Raw genomic sequence first — 14,601 nt, 5'->3', positions numbered from 1 at the left:
CCGGTGGATTCGCTGACCCAGGCCGTGCTCGGCGCCACCGTCCAGACCGCGCTGCTGGGGCGCTGGCAGGGCCGCCGCGCCATTCTCTATGGCGCGGCTCTGGGCACCCTGCCGGATCTCGATGTGGTCATCGACTACGGTAACGCCGTGAACGAGATGACCTACCACCGCAGCTTCAGCCATTCGCTGTTCGTGCTGACCGGGGTGGCCCTGCTGCTGACCTGGCTGTGCGGGCGTTGGCGCGATCCGGGTTACAGCCAGCGCCGGTTGTTCCTGACCCTCTGGCTGGTGCTCATCACCCATCCCCTGCTGGATGCCTTCACCACCTACGGCACCCAGCTGTTCTGGCCATTGCCGAGCACCCCGGTGGCCTGGTCCAGCGTCTTCATCATCGATCCGCTCTATACCTTGCCACTGCTGCTGGCGGTGCTCGCCGGGCTGGTGGCTGGCCCGCGTGGACGCTCGCCACGACTGGCCGTAGCGGCACTGGCGCTGTCCACGGGCTATCTGGGCTGGACGCTGGTGGCCAAGTATTCCGCCGAACGTCAGGTGCGCGAGGTGCTGGCGACCCAGGGGCAAGCGGACGCCCGCCTGTTCAGCGCGCCCCTGCCGTTCACCAGTCTGCTCTGGCGAGTCATGGTGGACGATGGTCCGGAGCGCTACCGGGAAACCTGGGTCGGCCTGTTCGACGACCGCCCGCCGCAGTTGGTCCCGCTGCCGCGTGGCGGCGAACTGGCACCCATCCTCGCCGATTCCCCGGCCGAACAGCGCCTGCGCTGGTTCACCGACGACTGGCTGAGGTACGACCGCCTCGGCAACGACCTGGTGGTGACCGATTTGCGTCTGGGTGCCACCGGTTACCACAGCTTTCGCTTCGTGCTGGCTCAGCGCGACACGAGCGGCTGGCGGCTGGTGGCCGAGCCTTCGTTGTGGCCGCGCGAGCGAGGTGGTCGCGAGCAGCTGACGGTAGTCTGGCGCAGACTCTGGCATCCGGAGCTACCGGCGCCGGTGGCGGAGTGGGCCGCACGGTTGTCGCGGCTGCCGGACTGACGCCAGGCGTCCAGTAGCACCCGCCACCAAGGACGGCGGGCTTCGTGCAATGCCGTCAGGCGATCCAGGCCGATGTCGGCCAGTTCTTCGTCCGACAGCTCCAGCAGGGTGCGGCGGGTGCTCAGCTGGCGCTGGAACAGCAGCCAGCAGCCGCTGGTGTGGGTCCGATCATGAAGGCGGGCGTCTCTGGGCATGGCGTCTCTCCTGTGCTGTCCCCATGCTCCGCCGTTGGCCCGTCCAGGGGCAGGTCCAGGCCGGTCGGTTGTCCGCCATACAGCCGCCTTACAGCAGGCAGCTGTATGGTAGGTGGCGTGGCCATCTGTATGGGGCGCGATCCGGTCCGGCACCGCTATAGTCCGGACATGAATCGCTATCAGCTGTTGGCCGACGCGCTCGGCCGCCGTATCGAACAGGGCCTCTATCGACCGGGCGAACGCCTGCCGTCGGTACGGGCCCTGGCGCAGGAGCACGGGGTGAGCCTGGCTACGGTGCAACAGGCCTATCGGCTGCTGGAGGATCGCGGCCTGGTCGAGCCACGGCCCAAGTCCGGCTATTTCGTCCGCCTGGAAAGACGCGCCATCGAGTTGCCCCGGGTGACCCGCCCGGCGCGCTGGCCGGTGGAGGTGTCCGGCTGGGAGCCGGTGCGCGAGCTGATGACCAGCACCCCCGACTCGGTGCGAGTGCAACTTGGCCGCGGCCTGCCGGATACCGAGGCACCGACCCTGGCCCCCTTGCTCGCCGGCATGGCACGCCTGGCGCGGCGGCCAGGCAATGCCGGGCTGTCCTACGACAGCATCCAGGGCGTGGCGGCCTTGCGCGAACAGGTGGCCCGGCTGCAGCTGGATGCCGGCTGCGTGCTCACCGCCGATGACATCGTCATCACCAGCGGTGCCCACGAGGCCCTGGCCACGGCCTTGCGCGCCACCTGCCAGGAGGGCGACATCGTCGCGGTGGATTCGCCGACCTTCCACGGGGTGATGCAGACCCTCAAGGGCCAGGGCCTCAAGGCGCTGGAGATCCCCACCGATCCGCGTATCGGCATCAGCCTGCCGGCGCTGGAACTGGCCCTGGAGCAGTGGCCGGTGCGCGCCATCCAGCTCACCCCCAGCTGCAACAACCCCCTGGGCTACTGCATGCCCGAGGCCAACAAGCGCCAGCTGGTGGCCCTGGCGCGCAAGCACGACCTAGCGGTGATCGAAGACGACGTCTACGGCGATCTGCTCTATGGCTATCCGCGGGCGCGGGCGCTCAAGGCCTTTGACGAAGACGACCGGGTGATCCTCTGCAGTTCCTTTTCCAAGACCCTGGCCCCCGGGCTCAGGGTCGGTTGGGTGGCACCTGGGCGCTATGCCGAGCGCATCCTGCACCTCAAGTACATAGGCACTGGCTGCACCGCCCCCCAACCGCAGCTGGCTATCGCCGAATTCATCGCCGCCGGGCACTACACCGTCCACGTCCGGCGCATGCGTGCCCAGTACCAGCGCAATCGCGACCTGATGAGCGCCTGGGTGCAGCGCTACTTTCCGGCCGGCACCCGGGTCAGCCAGCCCCAGGGCAGTTTCCTGCTCTGGGTGGAATTGCCCGAGGCCTGCGACAGCCACAGACTGAATCGCGAGTTGCTCGCCCAGAGCGTGCAGATCGCCTGTGGCAGCATCTTTTCCGCCTCGGGCAAGTACCGCAACTGCCTGCGCCTGAACTATGCCCAGGCCCAGCGTCCGGGCGTGGAGGAGGGGGTGCGGCGCGTCGGTGAAGCGGCGTGTCGGCTGCTCGATGAGGCGCTGCCGCGGTCGGTGGCGGCGCTGGTCTAGCCGACCCTGGCGTACAGCGCGAAGTCCTCGCCACGAGACGAGGTTTCGCCCGCCCTCTACACTGGCCGTTTTGAGCGAGGACTCCCTATGCCACCCCGTTTCTATCTGGCCGGCCCCGAGGTCTTTCGCCCTGATGCCGTCGCCCATGGCGAGGCCCTCAAGGCGCTGTGCGCCCGTCACGGCTGCACGGGCCTGTTTCCACTGGACAACGCCATTCCCCCGGAGCTGACCGAGCCGCGCGAGCAGGCGGCCTGGATCTATCGGGCGAATCTGGCGCTGATCGAGCAGGCGGATGGCGTCCTGGCCAGCCTGGATTTCTTTCGCGGCGCCGAGCCCGACAGCGGCACCTGTTTCGAGGTGGGCTACGCCGTGGCGCTGGGCAAGCCGGTGGTGGGCTATGTCCCGGAGGCGGGCAGCCTGGCCGAGCGGATTCGCGCGCGACATCCCGAGTGGGTAGGCGCGGGGCTGCTGGACCGTGACGGCTGGACGCTGGAGGAATTCGGCCTGCCGCTGAACCTGATGCTGGCGGTATCGGCCAGCATCGTCGTCGGTGGGCCGGAGGTGGCCCTGGCAGTGTTGCGCGAGCGGCTGGGCTAGCGAGTCAGGTGGGTACGACCCTCACCCCGGCCCTCTCCCAGGGGGAGAGGGGGTGTTGGAGCGGAGCGGTGGTCCGGAGAAGTCTCTGGCGGTGTGGCGCGAGCGGCTGGGTAGCGAGGCGGGCGTGCGACCCTCACCCCGGCCCTCTCCCGGGGGGAGAGGGGGTGTTGGAGCGAGGTCAGCCGCGTGCCAGGGACGCCAGCTCGTCCAGCCCGCTGTGGCCGTCGGCATAGGCCGCGCGGAAGCTGTCGCGCTGCTGCCAGCGCGCCCAGAAGGCCGCCAGGTGCTCGAAGCGCTCGTCCAGCGGGGTCTGGTTGGTGGGGAACTTGGAGAAGGCGATGGCGGTGCACAGGGTGATGTCGGCGAAGGTCGGCGCTGCGCCACCCAGCAGCCACTCGCGACCATCGGCCAGGTGCCGATCCACCAGGGCCGCGTGCATCAGGGCTTCCTTGCGGCAATGCTCGCCCCACTGCGGGTTGTGGGTCAGCTCCAGCTTGTGGCCGAGGCCTTCGTGCTGCACATGGAACATGGTCACGATGCGATAGAGCACATGGACGAAGATGCGGTCGTTCCACATGGCGTCCTGGCCCTGCTCCAGCGGCGTTTCGCCCATTACCTTGCGGCCGGGATAGCTGTTGTCCAGATAGCGGGCGATGGCCGCGCTCTCGGCCAGATAACCGCCTTCGGCGAGCTCCAGGGTGGGCGTCTCGCCCCAAGGGTTGCGCTTGAGGTGCTGCCACTGGCGCTGCTCGCCCTCGGGCGCCATCTTCAGGATGACCTCCTCGAACTGATCGGCAATGCCCTTTTCATGGATGAACAGCCGCAGGCGTTGCGGATTGGGAAAGGCGGACGGCGAGGTGAAGAGGCGTAGCGTGGCCATGGCGGACTCCGGAAAGGGAAGAGACGAAGCATACGACTGCGGGCAGTCTGGCCGCGTTCGTACAAGGCGACCAAGGATGCTTGGCGAGGGCAGGGGCGAACAGCCAAGCCGCTGTATGCCCTCCATGCAGAGAGTCGATTGGTCAGGCTGGTGTTTGGCTCACGAGGCTGGCAACGATCCGTTCGCGCAGCCAGGCATGGGCTGGGTCGCAGTGCAGGCGTTCGGGCAGAGCAGCAGCCTGTCGAAGCCCGGGATGGCCAGCCAAGCGCCGTAGGTTGGCGCTGAGCGTCGCGAAGCCCAACAGTGTGCTTGAACCTTGGGTGGTGTTGGGCTTCGCTGGCGCTCAACCCAACCTACGGAAACCGTGCCAGGTGCCGTAGGTCGACGCTGAGCGTCGCGAAGCCCAACAGCGTGGGTGGACCTGGGGGGGTGTTGGGCTTCGCTGGCGCTCAACCCAACCTACGGGAACCGTGCCAGGCGCCGTAGGTTGGCGCTGAGCGTAGCGAAGCCCAACAGTGTGGGTGGACCTCGGGGGGTGTTGGGCTTCGCTGGCGCTCAACCCAACCTACGGAAACCGTGCCAGGTGCCGTAGGTCGACGCTGAGCGTCGCGAAGCCCAGTAGCGTGGGTGGACCTGGGGGGGTGTTGGGCTTCGCTGGCGCTCAACCCAACCTACGGGAACCGTGCCAAGCGCCGTAGGTTGGCGCTGAGCGTAGCGAAGCCCAACGGTGTGGGTAGGCCTTGGATGGTGTTGGGTTTCGCTGGCGCTCAACCCAACCTACGAATGCCGCAGCGAGCGCGAGCTTATCGATCCAGTGGAAAAGGCTGCGCCGTTTTTCACGCTACAGCGCCGTAGGGTGGACGACGGCGTAGCCTCGTCCACGCGAGCGCCGCAACGCGCGTCGCCTCAGTTGGCTCTCTTGCTGTCCACCTGGTCCAGGCGGCCGCCGCGGAAGGTGAGGAAATAGAGCATGCCGTTCCAGGGGCCGTAGGCCCATTCCTCGACGAACTCCACCTGGCGATAGCCATAGCCGTCGGTGACCTGGCGCTCGCCCAGGGGCGTGACGCTCAGCGGCTCGCCACATTTGCCGCGTACTTCGTGGGTGGTGGAACCGGTGGAAACCAGGGCGCTGCCGCAGCGCAGGGAGGCGGCCTGGCTGGTACCTGTGGCAAGCAGAAGCAGCAGAAGCAGAACGCGAGGGGTCATTGGCGCTGGAACTCGATGCGAGTGAGGCGGTTGGCTTCGAAGGTGAGGATGTAGTTGGCGCCGTTCTTCGGGCCGTAGACCCATTCCTCGATCACCGCCTCGCGGCGTTCGTTGCGGCCCAGCTCGTAGCCCACCAGGTCGCGGTGGACCGGTTCGCCGCATTTCTGCAGCACTTCGAAGGTACGATCACCCCGACTGACCAGGGCGTTGCCGCATCTCATGGAATCAGCGGCGGCGCCGGTGGCGACCAGCAGGGTGAAGGCGGCGAGCAGGCAACGCATGTCCAGGTCTCCTGACCGGTCAGAGCACCCCGAGCTGCAACTGCGCGGCCGTGGGCGACTCGCCGGATGGGGTTTTAGTGCTGACGTCCAGCAGATAGACCCGCTGGGCATCGAGTTTCGCCGTGTCCACCAGGTAGGTCTTGATGGCGCCCGCGCGTTGCTGCGCCAGGCTGCGCAGGAGACCGTCGTTGCCGCTCCAGGCTTCGAGGACCGCCTGGCGCAGGCGCGCCGTGCGGGTGGCATCGTCAAGATTATCCCATTCCTGCGGCGGTTGCGCCTGCAGACGCAGCCGGTACAGGCCTTCCAGCAGCGGAGCACGCATGTCGGCGGGGACCTGCAGCTGGCTCGGATCGGCCGGGACCTTGTCGCCGCGGCGTTGCAGCAAGTTGAAGTACTGGGTCTGGAAGTCCTTTTCCAGCTGGCTGGCGGCCAGGGCGCGACCGTCACTGGCGGCGCTGGCATGCCCCTTCACCTCCACCGTGAGTTGCGGCCGCTGGCGCAGGGCCGTGGCCAGCTTGTCCAGGTCACCACGGGCCTGGGCGGAGAGGGTGGTGCTGCCCGGCGCGAAGTCGATGGCGCTGAGGTCGGCTTCGTGGCTGCCAGCCAGCCCCGCCAGCATGCGGAAGGGGGCCTGGACGGCACGGCTGAGCACGTTGCGCAGGGTCTGCCAGACCACCGGCATGACGCTGAAGTTGGGGTCGTCGAGATTGCCGGCCACCGGCAGGCGCAGGTCGATGCGACCATGGCTGTCCTTGAGCAGGGCCACGGCCAGGCGTACCGGCAGGTCCACGGCGTCCTTGCTGTCCACCCGCTCGCCCAGTTCCAGCTGGTCGAGCACCACGTGGTTCTGCGCCTGCAGCTTGCCGTCGTCGATGCGGTATTGCAGATCCAGGTCGAGGCGCCCCTTGCGCACCGCATAGCCGGCGAACTTGCCGGTATAGGGCGACAGGGTGGTGAGTTCGACCTGGCGGAAATAGGCGGTCACGTCCAGCTGCTGCAAGGGATCGAGAGGGTCGAGGCGTCCCTTGATCTCCACCGGCGCGAAGCGATCGACCTTGCCGGCGAGGTGGATGTCGGCCGGTTTCGAGGCGGCGGTGTCCAGGGTGCCGATGCCGCCTTCCAGCGACTGGATGTTAGTGGCGAAACCGGGCTTCAAGCTGTTGTCGGCGAAGTCGGCGCTGCCGTCCTTGATGGTTACCCCGCCGATGCGAATCTGCAGCGGCGGGGAGGTGTCCTTGGTCTCGCGCTTGGGCTGGGGCACCAGCAGGGCACTGAAGTTGTTGCTCAGGTCCTCGTTGATTACCAGGGTGCCATAGGGCTGTTCCAGGTCGATCTTGTCGATGACCAGCTGTTTGCCAAGGGTGAAGGCGATGCCTTGCAGGTCCAGCAGCTGCCAGCGCATGAAGTCCTGCTGGTGCAGGGTATCGAGCACATGCACCTGAGTGACCTGGGCCGCGCCGCTGACGGTGAGCCCCAGCGGCTCGCCGGGTTTCAGGGCCACCTTGAGCCGACTGGCCAGCTGGCCGCTGCGGATCTCCAGGCGCACATAGGGGCTGAGATAGGGCTGGGCCTGACGCAGGTTGAGTTCGTCGATGCCGACGTCGAAGTTGCCCTGCAGGGGGCTGAGCGCCAGCTGGCCGCTGGCGGTGATGCGACCGCGATCGCCCAGGGTGGTCTTGAGTGCCAGGTCGAAGGGTTTGTCGCCGGCGGTATCGAAGCCTTTGAGCGCCAGGTCCAGGCCGCTGAAATAGAGGCTGGCCGGGTCCTGGGGAACCCGGTCCACCAGGTGCAGCTGGTTGTCGCTGAGCTGGACGTCGTCGAGCTTCACGCGCCAGGCCGGGCCACTGCTGGGGGCATCGCTGGTGGGGAAGAGCTTCTGCCAGTCGAGCGTGCCGTCCTGCTCGCGGTTACCCCAGGCATCCAGGCCGTTGCCGCGCAGGCGGGCGATGCTGACTTCGCGCTTCTGCAGATCCAGACCGATGCCCTCGGCGGCCAGGCGCTTGAAGCTGGCCTTGGGTTCGGCATTCACCGCCTGCACGGCGACGTCGTCCAGCGCCAGGCGGCCCTGGCTGAGCTGCAGTTGCAGGGTCTTGGCCAGGTCCAGGCGGTAGTGGGTGCTGGCTTCCAGGCGCCCCTTGCCCAGCGCCAGGGGCAGCTGGTTGCGCACATAGGGCCACCAGGGCGCGAGGCTGACGCCCTTGAGGGTCAGGTCGCCTTCGCTGCGTAGCGGCAGGAGGTCCAGGCTGCCCTTCCAGGTGAGCTGGCCGCCCTGGGCGGTGGTGGCGGTCAGCGCCAACTGACCCGGGGTGTCGCCGCTGCGGGTGCGGAAATCATGCAGCTGGGCATCCAGGGGCGTGAAGGTGGCTTCCACCGGCTGGGCACCCCGGGCGTCGAGGAAGTGCAGCCGGCCGCCGACCAGGGCGATGCGCTCGATATGCACCGGGAAGGGCTGGCCCGGCTCCGCATCCGCTGGCGTCGGCGAGGCGGTGGTGGGCTCGCTGCGCCAGAGCTGGGCCAGATTGACCTGGCCGCCCTTGGCGATGCGCAGATCGACCTGGGGCTGGTCGAGGCGTACTTCGGTCAGGTGCAGGGTGCGGCGCCAGATACTGTCCCATTGCAGATCGGCATAGAGGCCCTCGGCTGCCACCGTGGGATGCTCGGCGGGACCGATCAGCAGCTTTTCGGCGTGCAGCTCCAGGGTGAAGGGGTTGAAGCTCAGGGCCTGCAGGCTGGCCGGCTGGGTGAGGCGCTCGGCCAGCGTCTGGTTGAGGTAGTGCAGGGCGAGGCGCGGCCCGACCAGGAAACCGAGCAGACTGTAGAGGGCCAAGAGCGCGAGCAGCACGAGGCTCGCTTTCACAATTCTGGGCATGCAGGCATCTAGGACGGCGAAGGTGGCGGGATTATGGCACGCCACTCCTGGTGACGAGGGCGGTGCCTGTCCCAAAAGCGCTGGCTACGCGCGTCCTCAGCCACAGGGGGACGGGAGCGGCTGCAGGATCGATCACATTTTCGCCAACCCGGACGAGCGGCGCGGGCGCACGACCGATCGGTGGTCAGGTGGGCGGGAAGGCTTCCGGTAGAGCCGTTAAGGCCCTTGCCGAAGGCTCTAACACGGCACTTTGCCATGATCCGCTGGTCGGTCCGGATTAAGTTTGACTTAAGGACCGCCGACTAGTCTCGCGAACAGGTTGCATTCTCAGGAGGAGGCGCGGCGATGGGTCGAAGGATCCGTGGCAGGACGACAGGAGGGTATCGGCAACCGCGAATCGAGAATCCGCGCCGCCGCCGGGAGTACCAGATGTCCAGTCCGATCCAGCTTTGTTCGATCCAGAAGAAGATCCAGTTCCTGCGTACCAGCTTCAGCTATGTCGGCTGGTCGTTGTTCGGTCTGCTGCTGTGGGACGTGGCGGTCACAGTGGACGCCATGCTGTTCGTCGAGGATCGCTTCGACCTGCCGCTCACGCCCCTGACTCTGCTGTGCTCGGCGCTGGTGGTGCTGATCAGCTTTCGCAACAGCAGCGCCTACGCCCGCTGGTGGGAGGCGCGCACCCTCTGGGGCGCCATGGTCAACAGCTCGCGCAGTTTCGGCCGCCAGGTGCTGACCTTGATCGACGATAACGGCAAGGCGCAGAACAGGGTCAAGGCAGTGTTGCTGCGCCGGCACATGGGCTACCTGCATGCCCTGCGCGCCCAGCTCAAGCGCCAGGACCCGGCCCAAGCCGCGGCCCCCTATCTGGCCCGTCACGAACTGACGCTGGCCGAAGGCAGCCTCAACTTCGCCAACGACATCCTCGCCGGCACCGCCGAGCTGATCGCCAGCGAATACCGCCAGGGCCGCCTGGACAGCATCCGCCTGGCGCGACTGGAAGAGACCCTGGTGGACATGTCCAACTGGCAGGGCGGCATGGAGCGTATCGCCAACACGCCCTTGCCCTATCCCTACGTCTGCTTTCCGCAGCTGTTCAGCTTTCTGTTCTGCATCGCCATGCCGCTGGGGCTGGTGTCGACCCTGGGCTGGTTCACGCCGCTGGTGTCCACCGTGGTCGGCTTCATGCTGCTGGCGCTGGAGCGCATCGGCAGCGATCTGCAGGCGCCCTTCGCCGACAGCCAGCACCAGATCACCATGGACAAGCTGTGCGCCACCATCGAGGCCAACCTGCTGTCGATGCTGCGGCCGCGCAGCGAAGAGGGCAGTGCGGTGGTGCTGGCCCAGACCGATGCCGAGCTGCCCCTGGCACGTCAGGTGGCCTGAGGCGCGACCTGCGACGGCCGCCACCCAAAAGTGTGAAGACGTGCGGAAACTACCGTGCCAGAGGGATTTCTTTGCTGTCGGTACGGCACTAGCGCCGCTTCGCTCCGGTCACATTTTGTAATCTCCCCTGGCAGCGGTGGTTGGCTGGGATCCGTCGAATCATACCGACGGCCTCTGGCGGGCTAGGGCGAGAGGTGCCGTGGGGCGTGTTGTCCTGCGACTCTTCATCTCGCTACGGATGCCCGCTCATGTCCGAAACCCGTGCCCCGGCCACCGCGGCCAGCGCCGAGCCCTCACGCCGCGCGCGCCATGCCCTGGATGCCCTCAACTTCACCTTGGCCGACGTCCGCGACGGCCTGGGCCCCTATCTGGCCATCTACCTGATCGCCGTGCGCGGGCCGGGCGAGGGCTGGAACGAGGCCACCGCCGGTCTCATTATGACCCTGGCCGGTATCGCCGGGCTGATCGCCCAGACTCCGGCCGGCGCCCTGATCGACCGTACCCGGCACAAGCGCCTGATGGTCGGCATCGCTGCCCTGGTGGTGACCGTCTCCAGCGTGATGCTGCCCTTCGTCTCCAACTTCTATGTGGTGGCTGCTACCCAGTCGCTGGCCCATGCCGCGGCAGCCCTTTTCGCCCCGGCGCTGGCGGCCATCACCCTGGGTATCGTCGGGCCCAAGGCCTTCACCAGGCACATCGGCCGTAACGAAGGCTTCAACCACGCCGGCAATGCCGTCTCGGCAGCCCTGGCGGGTGGCCTGGCCTATTTCTTCGGTCCCACCGTGGTGTTCTGGCTGATGGCCTTGCTGGCGGCGGCCTCCATCGTCGCCATCGTCCGCGTTCCCCAGGACGAGATCGACGATGACCTGGCCCAGGGCCTGAGCGACGCAGAGGGTGCCCGCGACGCCAAGCCGGTATCGGCCTGGCAGGCGCTGCTGGCCAATCGCAAGCTGCAACTGCTGGCGCTGCTGGCCGCCATCTTCCATCTGGCCAATGCCGCCATGCTGACCTCGGTCGGTCAGCAGCTGACCCACATCGTCGGCAAGGACAGCGCCACCTCGCTGGTCGCCGTCTGTATCGTCGCCGCCCAGTGCGTGATGGTGCCGGTGGCCATCCTGGTAGGGCGCAAGGCCGACGTCTTCGGGCGCAAGCCGATCTTCCTGTTCGCCTTTGCCGTGCTGGCGCTCCGCGGGGTGCTCTATACCTTCTCCGACAGCCCCTACTACCTGGTGGCGGTGCAGTTGCTCGACGGTGTCGGCGCCGGCATCTATGGCGCCCTGATGCCGGTCATCGTCGCCGACCTGACCCGGGGCAGCGGCCGCTTCAACGTCAGCCAGGGGGCCATCGCCACCGCCCAGGGCCTGGGCGCCGCGATCAGCGCCACCATCGCCGGGATCATCATCGTCCGCTTCGGCTATGCGGCGGCCTTCACCACCCTGGCCGCCATCGCGGGCGTGGGCTTTGTGCTCTATCTGCTGCTGATGCCGGAAACCCGGGATCACCGCGGGGCTTCCGATGCCCAATCCGGCTCCATGGGGCCTCCGCAATCGGCCGGACTAGGCTAATGTCTGCCGCTTTCCCGCTCGACAGAAGGCACTAGGCGTTCATGGGGTCACTCGCGCTCTCTCCTCACCTGCTGACCTGGATCATTGCCGGGTTAGCCACCCTTGGGGTGGTCTCCCGGCCCTTCGGCTTGCCGGAGGCGCTGTTCGCCGTCGCCGGCGCGGCGTTACTGGCCGTCTTCGGTCTGTTGCCACTGGATGGCGTCTGGCGCGGTATCGCCAAGGGCACCGACGTCTATCTGTTCCTGATCGGCATGATGCTGCTGGCCGAGATCGCCCGGAAGGAAGGGCTGTTCGATTGGGTCGCCGGCCATGCGGTGCGCGCGGCCAAGGGTTCGGCGTTGCGGCTGTTCGCGCTGGTCTATGGCGTCGGCATCCTGGTCACGGTGTTCCTTTCCAACGACGCCTGCGCCGTGGTGCTGACGCCGGCGGTCTACTACGCCACCCGCGCGGCGAAGGTGAAGAATCCGCTGCCCTATCTGTTCTCCTGCGCCTTCATCGCCAACGCGGCGAGCTTCGTGCTGCCGATCTCCAACCCGGCCAACCTGGTGGTGTTCGCCGAACATATGCCGGAGCTGGGCCGCTGGCTGGCGCTGTTCACCCTGCCGTCGATCCTGGCCATCGTGGCGACCTTCCTGACCCTCTGGGCGACCCAGGCCAAGGTCCTGTGCGCCGAGCGCCTGTCCGAGGGGGGCGCTGTGGAAGCCCTGCCCGCCACCGGACGCATCGCCGGCTGTGGTCTGATCCTGACCATCCTGGTCTTGCTCGGCGCCTCGGCACTGGATCTGGAGCTGGGTCTGCCGACCTTTCTTGCCGGCTTCGCCACCTTCCTGGTGGTGGTGGCCTGCAAGCGCGGCGGCGGTCTGGAGCTACTCAAGCACATCTCATGGAGCGTGCTGCCGTTGGTGGCCGGGCTGTTCGTGCTGGTGGAGGCCCTGGAGACCACCGGGGTATTGCAGGCGCTTGCCAATCAGCTACAGGCGGCCGCCCAGGCGACGCCGGAACGGGCTGCCTGGGGCGCCGGCCTGCTGGTGGCCTTTGGCAGCAACCTGGTCAACAACCTGCCGGCCGGCCTGCTGGCCGGGGCGGCGGTGCAGACCGCCCAGGTTTCGGAGAAAATCGCCGGCGCCGTGCTGATCGGTATCGACCTCGGCCCCAACCTGTCCATCACCGGCTCGCTGGCGACCCTGCTGTGGCTGGCCGCGCTGCGCCGCGAGGGGCTGTCGGTGAGCTTCTGGCAATTCCTCAGGCTGGGCGCCGTGGTGATGATCCCGGCGCTGGTGTTGGCGCTGGCCGCGCTGATCCATCTCTAAGGCGCTGACCGGCGGTCCCCCGGCGTAGCGGCATTGTCGCTGCGCTTAGGGCACTATCGGGATACCTCTGCTGGAGAGAGCTGCCCATGGCCGTCGCCCGCTATACCGGATTCGCCCAGGCGCTGCACTGGCTGACCGTCGCGCTGCTGTGCCTGCTGCTGCCCTTCGTCTGGGTGGCGGAAAACTTTCCACCTGGGCCGGTGCGGACCCTCTGGTATCTGCTGCACGAATCCACCGGGATCTCGGTGTTCCTGCTGATCCTGATCCGCCTGACCTGGCGCTGGCGGCATCCGGCGCCGCCGGCCAACCCCCGTGACGGTCGCCTGCTGCGGCTGCTCGCCGGGCTCAATCACGGCCTGCTCTACGCCGTGCTGCTGATGATGCCGGTGACCGGCTACCTGATGGCCGGGCAGGGACAGCCGGTGCCGGTGTTCGGGCTCTTTTCCCTGCCCGGTTTTCCTCGCCATGAAGCCCTCGGCATCCTCGCCAATCGCATCCATGTGGCTGGCCAGTTCGCCGTCTATGGGTTGGTGATGCTGCACGTGGCGGCGGTGGTCTGGCATGTGGCGATCCGCCGTGATGGCACCCTGGAGCGGATGCTGCCCGAGCAGCGGCCTTAAGCGTCAGGCCCCTTCCACCAGCAGCCGATCGTGTTCCAGCAGGGCGGGCAGGGTCTCGCGCAGGTGGTCGACCAGGGTGCGGATCTTGGCGTCGAGAAAGCGCCGCGACGGATAGAGCGCATGGATGTCCAGGGCATAGAGCCGGTGCCCGGGCAGTACGCGTTGCAGGCGGCCACTGGCCAGGCCGGCGACCGCGGCGTACAGCGGCAGGGCGCCGATGCCCAGGCCGCTGGCCACGGCTTCGGCCAGGGCATCGGCGGTGTTGACCTGGAAGGGTGGCCGATCCACCGCCACCTCGGCTATCCCTTCAGGACCCTCCAGCAGCCAGCGATCCGGCGCCATGGCCCGATTGACCAGGCGCAGGCAGCGATGCCCGGTAAGGTCGGCGGGCATGGCCGGGCGCCCCTGGCGGTCCAGATAGGCAGGCGCCGCGCAGAGCACGCTATGGGTACTGCCCAAATGCGCCGAATGGAAGGCCGAATCCGGCAGGCCAGCAGCCAGGATCAGCGACAGGTCGTAGCCTTCCTTGAGGATGTCGGTAAAGGTGTTGGTCAGTTGCAGGTCCAGGTCCACCTCGGGATAGCGCTCGGCATAGCCGGCCAGGCTCTGGATCAGATAGTGCTGGCCGAGGCCGGTCATGGTGTGGATGCGCAGCCTCCCGCGCGGCACCGCCAGGGCGTGACGGGCCTCGGCATCGGCTTCGTCGAGGTCGGCGAGGATGCGCTGGCAGCGCGTGAGGTAGCGTTCGCCAGCGTCGGTCAGGCGCAACTGGCGGGTGGTGCGATGCAGCAGCCGGGTCTGCAGGTGCTGCTCCAGCTGACTGACCGCCCGGGAGACATAGGCGGTGGTGAGTTCCAGCTGGCGCGCGGCGGCGGTGAAGCTGCCGGTCTGGGCCACGCAGGCGAAGGCGCGCAGATTGAAGAGATGATCCATGGGCGGGGCAGGGCGGTGGAAAGAGGCATTGTGGGCCATTACCCGCCCGTTGGTTAACGCTCTTTGCCGTCACACCCGACTTAATCGCCGTGGGGCGGG

General features: G+C 67.6%; 12 protein-coding genes and 1 pseudogene. 7 read left to right on the top strand and 6 right to left on the bottom strand.

All coding sequences use genetic code 11. The features are described 5' to 3' along the window. The first annotated feature begins 3 nt into the window (after positions 1–3). Positions 4–1,050 carry a metal-dependent hydrolase gene (locus APT59_RS18845; protein WP_059316263.1) on the top strand — a complete coding sequence of 349 codons (1,047 nt, stop codon included), beginning with the start codon at positions 4–6 and terminating at the stop codon, positions 1,048–1,050. Positions 1,051–1,136: 86 nt separating this feature from the next. Here the strand turns inward: APT59_RS18845 and APT59_RS23020 are convergent. Continuing rightward, positions 1,137–1,244, bottom strand: a pseudogene (locus APT59_RS23020) (hypothetical protein); the annotation flags it as partial. A gap of 168 nt (positions 1,245–1,412) precedes the next feature. On the opposite strand from APT59_RS23020, the gene APT59_RS18840 reads away from it, so the two are divergent. Both APT59_RS18840 and APT59_RS18835 read left to right on the top strand, forming a co-directional pair. Then, the gene (locus tag APT59_RS18840; RefSeq protein WP_217266001.1) at positions 1,413–2,858 is read left to right on the top strand and encodes a PLP-dependent aminotransferase family protein; all 1,446 of its coding nucleotides are present in this window, start codon (positions 1,413–1,415) and stop codon (positions 2,856–2,858) included. Between the two features lie 87 nt (positions 2,859–2,945). Further along, positions 2,946–3,455, top strand: a complete 510-nt coding sequence (locus APT59_RS18835) for a nucleoside 2-deoxyribosyltransferase (protein WP_059316261.1) — start codon at positions 2,946–2,948, stop codon at positions 3,453–3,455. A gap of 178 nt (positions 3,456–3,633) precedes the next feature. On the opposite strand, the gene APT59_RS18830 is transcribed toward APT59_RS18835, so the two are convergent. The 4 genes from APT59_RS18830 to APT59_RS18810 form a co-directional block, all read right to left on the bottom strand. Continuing rightward, positions 3,634–4,335: a glutathione S-transferase family protein gene (locus APT59_RS18830; RefSeq protein ID WP_059316260.1), complete on the bottom strand. Its 702-nt coding sequence runs from the start codon at positions 4,333–4,335 to the stop codon at positions 3,634–3,636. A gap of 906 nt (positions 4,336–5,241) precedes the next feature. Beyond that, positions 5,242–5,541, bottom strand: coding sequence for a DUF2845 domain-containing protein (locus tag APT59_RS18820; protein WP_059316258.1), 300 nt, complete (start codon positions 5,539–5,541; stop codon positions 5,242–5,244). Then, positions 5,538–5,822, bottom strand: a complete 285-nt coding sequence (locus APT59_RS18815) for a DUF2845 domain-containing protein (RefSeq protein ID WP_059316257.1) — start codon at positions 5,820–5,822, stop codon at positions 5,538–5,540. Before APT59_RS18815 ends, APT59_RS18820 begins: the two co-directional genes overlap by 4 nt. 19 nt (positions 5,823–5,841) lie before the next feature. Then, positions 5,842–8,691 carry a DUF748 domain-containing protein gene (locus APT59_RS18810; protein ID WP_167348569.1) on the bottom strand — a complete coding sequence of 950 codons (2,850 nt, stop codon included), beginning with the start codon at positions 8,689–8,691 and terminating at the stop codon, positions 5,842–5,844. A 429-nt stretch (positions 8,692–9,120) separates the two neighbouring features. Between APT59_RS18810 and APT59_RS18805 the strand changes: the two genes are divergently transcribed. From APT59_RS18805 to APT59_RS18790, 4 genes are all read left to right on the top strand, one after another. Further along, on the top strand, positions 9,121–10,074 hold the full coding sequence (locus tag APT59_RS18805; RefSeq protein WP_059316255.1) for a bestrophin family protein: 954 nt from the start codon (positions 9,121–9,123) through the stop codon (positions 10,072–10,074). A gap of 248 nt (positions 10,075–10,322) precedes the next feature. Next, positions 10,323–11,639 (top strand): MFS transporter, encoded by a 1,317-nt coding sequence (locus tag APT59_RS18800; RefSeq protein ID WP_059316254.1) that lies wholly within the window; start codon positions 10,323–10,325, stop codon positions 11,637–11,639. 41 nt (positions 11,640–11,680) lie between these two features. Then, the gene (locus tag APT59_RS18795; protein WP_059316253.1) at positions 11,681–12,949 is read left to right on the top strand and encodes an arsenic transporter; all 1,269 of its coding nucleotides are present in this window, start codon (positions 11,681–11,683) and stop codon (positions 12,947–12,949) included. Between the two features lie 86 nt (positions 12,950–13,035). Next, positions 13,036–13,569 carry a cytochrome b gene (locus APT59_RS18790; protein ID WP_059316252.1) on the top strand — a complete coding sequence of 178 codons (534 nt, stop codon included), beginning with the start codon at positions 13,036–13,038 and terminating at the stop codon, positions 13,567–13,569. 3 nt (positions 13,570–13,572) lie between these two features. On the opposite strand, the gene APT59_RS18785 is transcribed toward APT59_RS18790, so the two are convergent. After that, the gene (locus APT59_RS18785) at positions 13,573–14,502 is read right to left on the bottom strand and encodes a LysR family transcriptional regulator (protein WP_059316950.1); all 930 of its coding nucleotides are present in this window, start codon (positions 14,500–14,502) and stop codon (positions 13,573–13,575) included. Between the last annotated feature and the right edge of the window lie 99 nt (positions 14,503–14,601).

The organism is Pseudomonas oryzihabitans (assembly GCF_001518815.1).
Classification (GTDB): domain Bacteria; phylum Pseudomonadota; class Gammaproteobacteria; order Pseudomonadales; family Pseudomonadaceae; genus Chryseomonas; species Chryseomonas oryzihabitans_E.
Note: the sequence above shows the minus strand (reverse complement) of the source record. Positions and strands in the feature narration are given on the sequence as shown.

Excerpts from the sequence above, each read along its gene's own strand:
- APT59_RS18785 (WP_059316950.1), bottom strand. The coding sequence starts at position 14,502 with ATGGATCATCTCTTCAATCTGCGCGCCTTCGCCTGCGTGGCCCAGACC.
- APT59_RS18800 (WP_059316254.1), top strand. The coding sequence starts at position 10,323 with ATGTCCGAAACCCGTGCCCCGGCCACCGCGGCCAGCGCCGAGCCCTCA.
- APT59_RS18795 (WP_059316253.1), top strand. The coding sequence starts at position 11,681 with ATGGGGTCACTCGCGCTCTCTCCTCACCTGCTGACCTGGATCATTGCC.
- APT59_RS18820 (WP_059316258.1), bottom strand. The coding sequence starts at position 5,541 with ATGACCCCTCGCGTTCTGCTTCTGCTGCTTCTGCTTGCCACAGGTACC.
- APT59_RS18810 (WP_167348569.1), bottom strand. The coding sequence starts at position 8,691 with ATGCCCAGAATTGTGAAAGCGAGCCTCGTGCTGCTCGCGCTCTTGGCC.
- APT59_RS18815 (WP_059316257.1), bottom strand. The coding sequence starts at position 5,822 with ATGCGTTGCCTGCTCGCCGCCTTCACCCTGCTGGTCGCCACCGGCGCC.
- APT59_RS18830 (WP_059316260.1), bottom strand. The coding sequence starts at position 4,335 with ATGGCCACGCTACGCCTCTTCACCTCGCCGTCCGCCTTTCCCAATCCG.
- APT59_RS18835 (WP_059316261.1), top strand. The coding sequence starts at position 2,946 with ATGCCACCCCGTTTCTATCTGGCCGGCCCCGAGGTCTTTCGCCCTGAT.
- APT59_RS18805 (WP_059316255.1), top strand. The coding sequence starts at position 9,121 with ATGTCCAGTCCGATCCAGCTTTGTTCGATCCAGAAGAAGATCCAGTTC.
- APT59_RS18840 (WP_217266001.1), top strand. The coding sequence starts at position 1,413 with ATGAATCGCTATCAGCTGTTGGCCGACGCGCTCGGCCGCCGTATCGAA.
- APT59_RS18790 (WP_059316252.1), top strand. The coding sequence starts at position 13,036 with ATGGCCGTCGCCCGCTATACCGGATTCGCCCAGGCGCTGCACTGGCTG.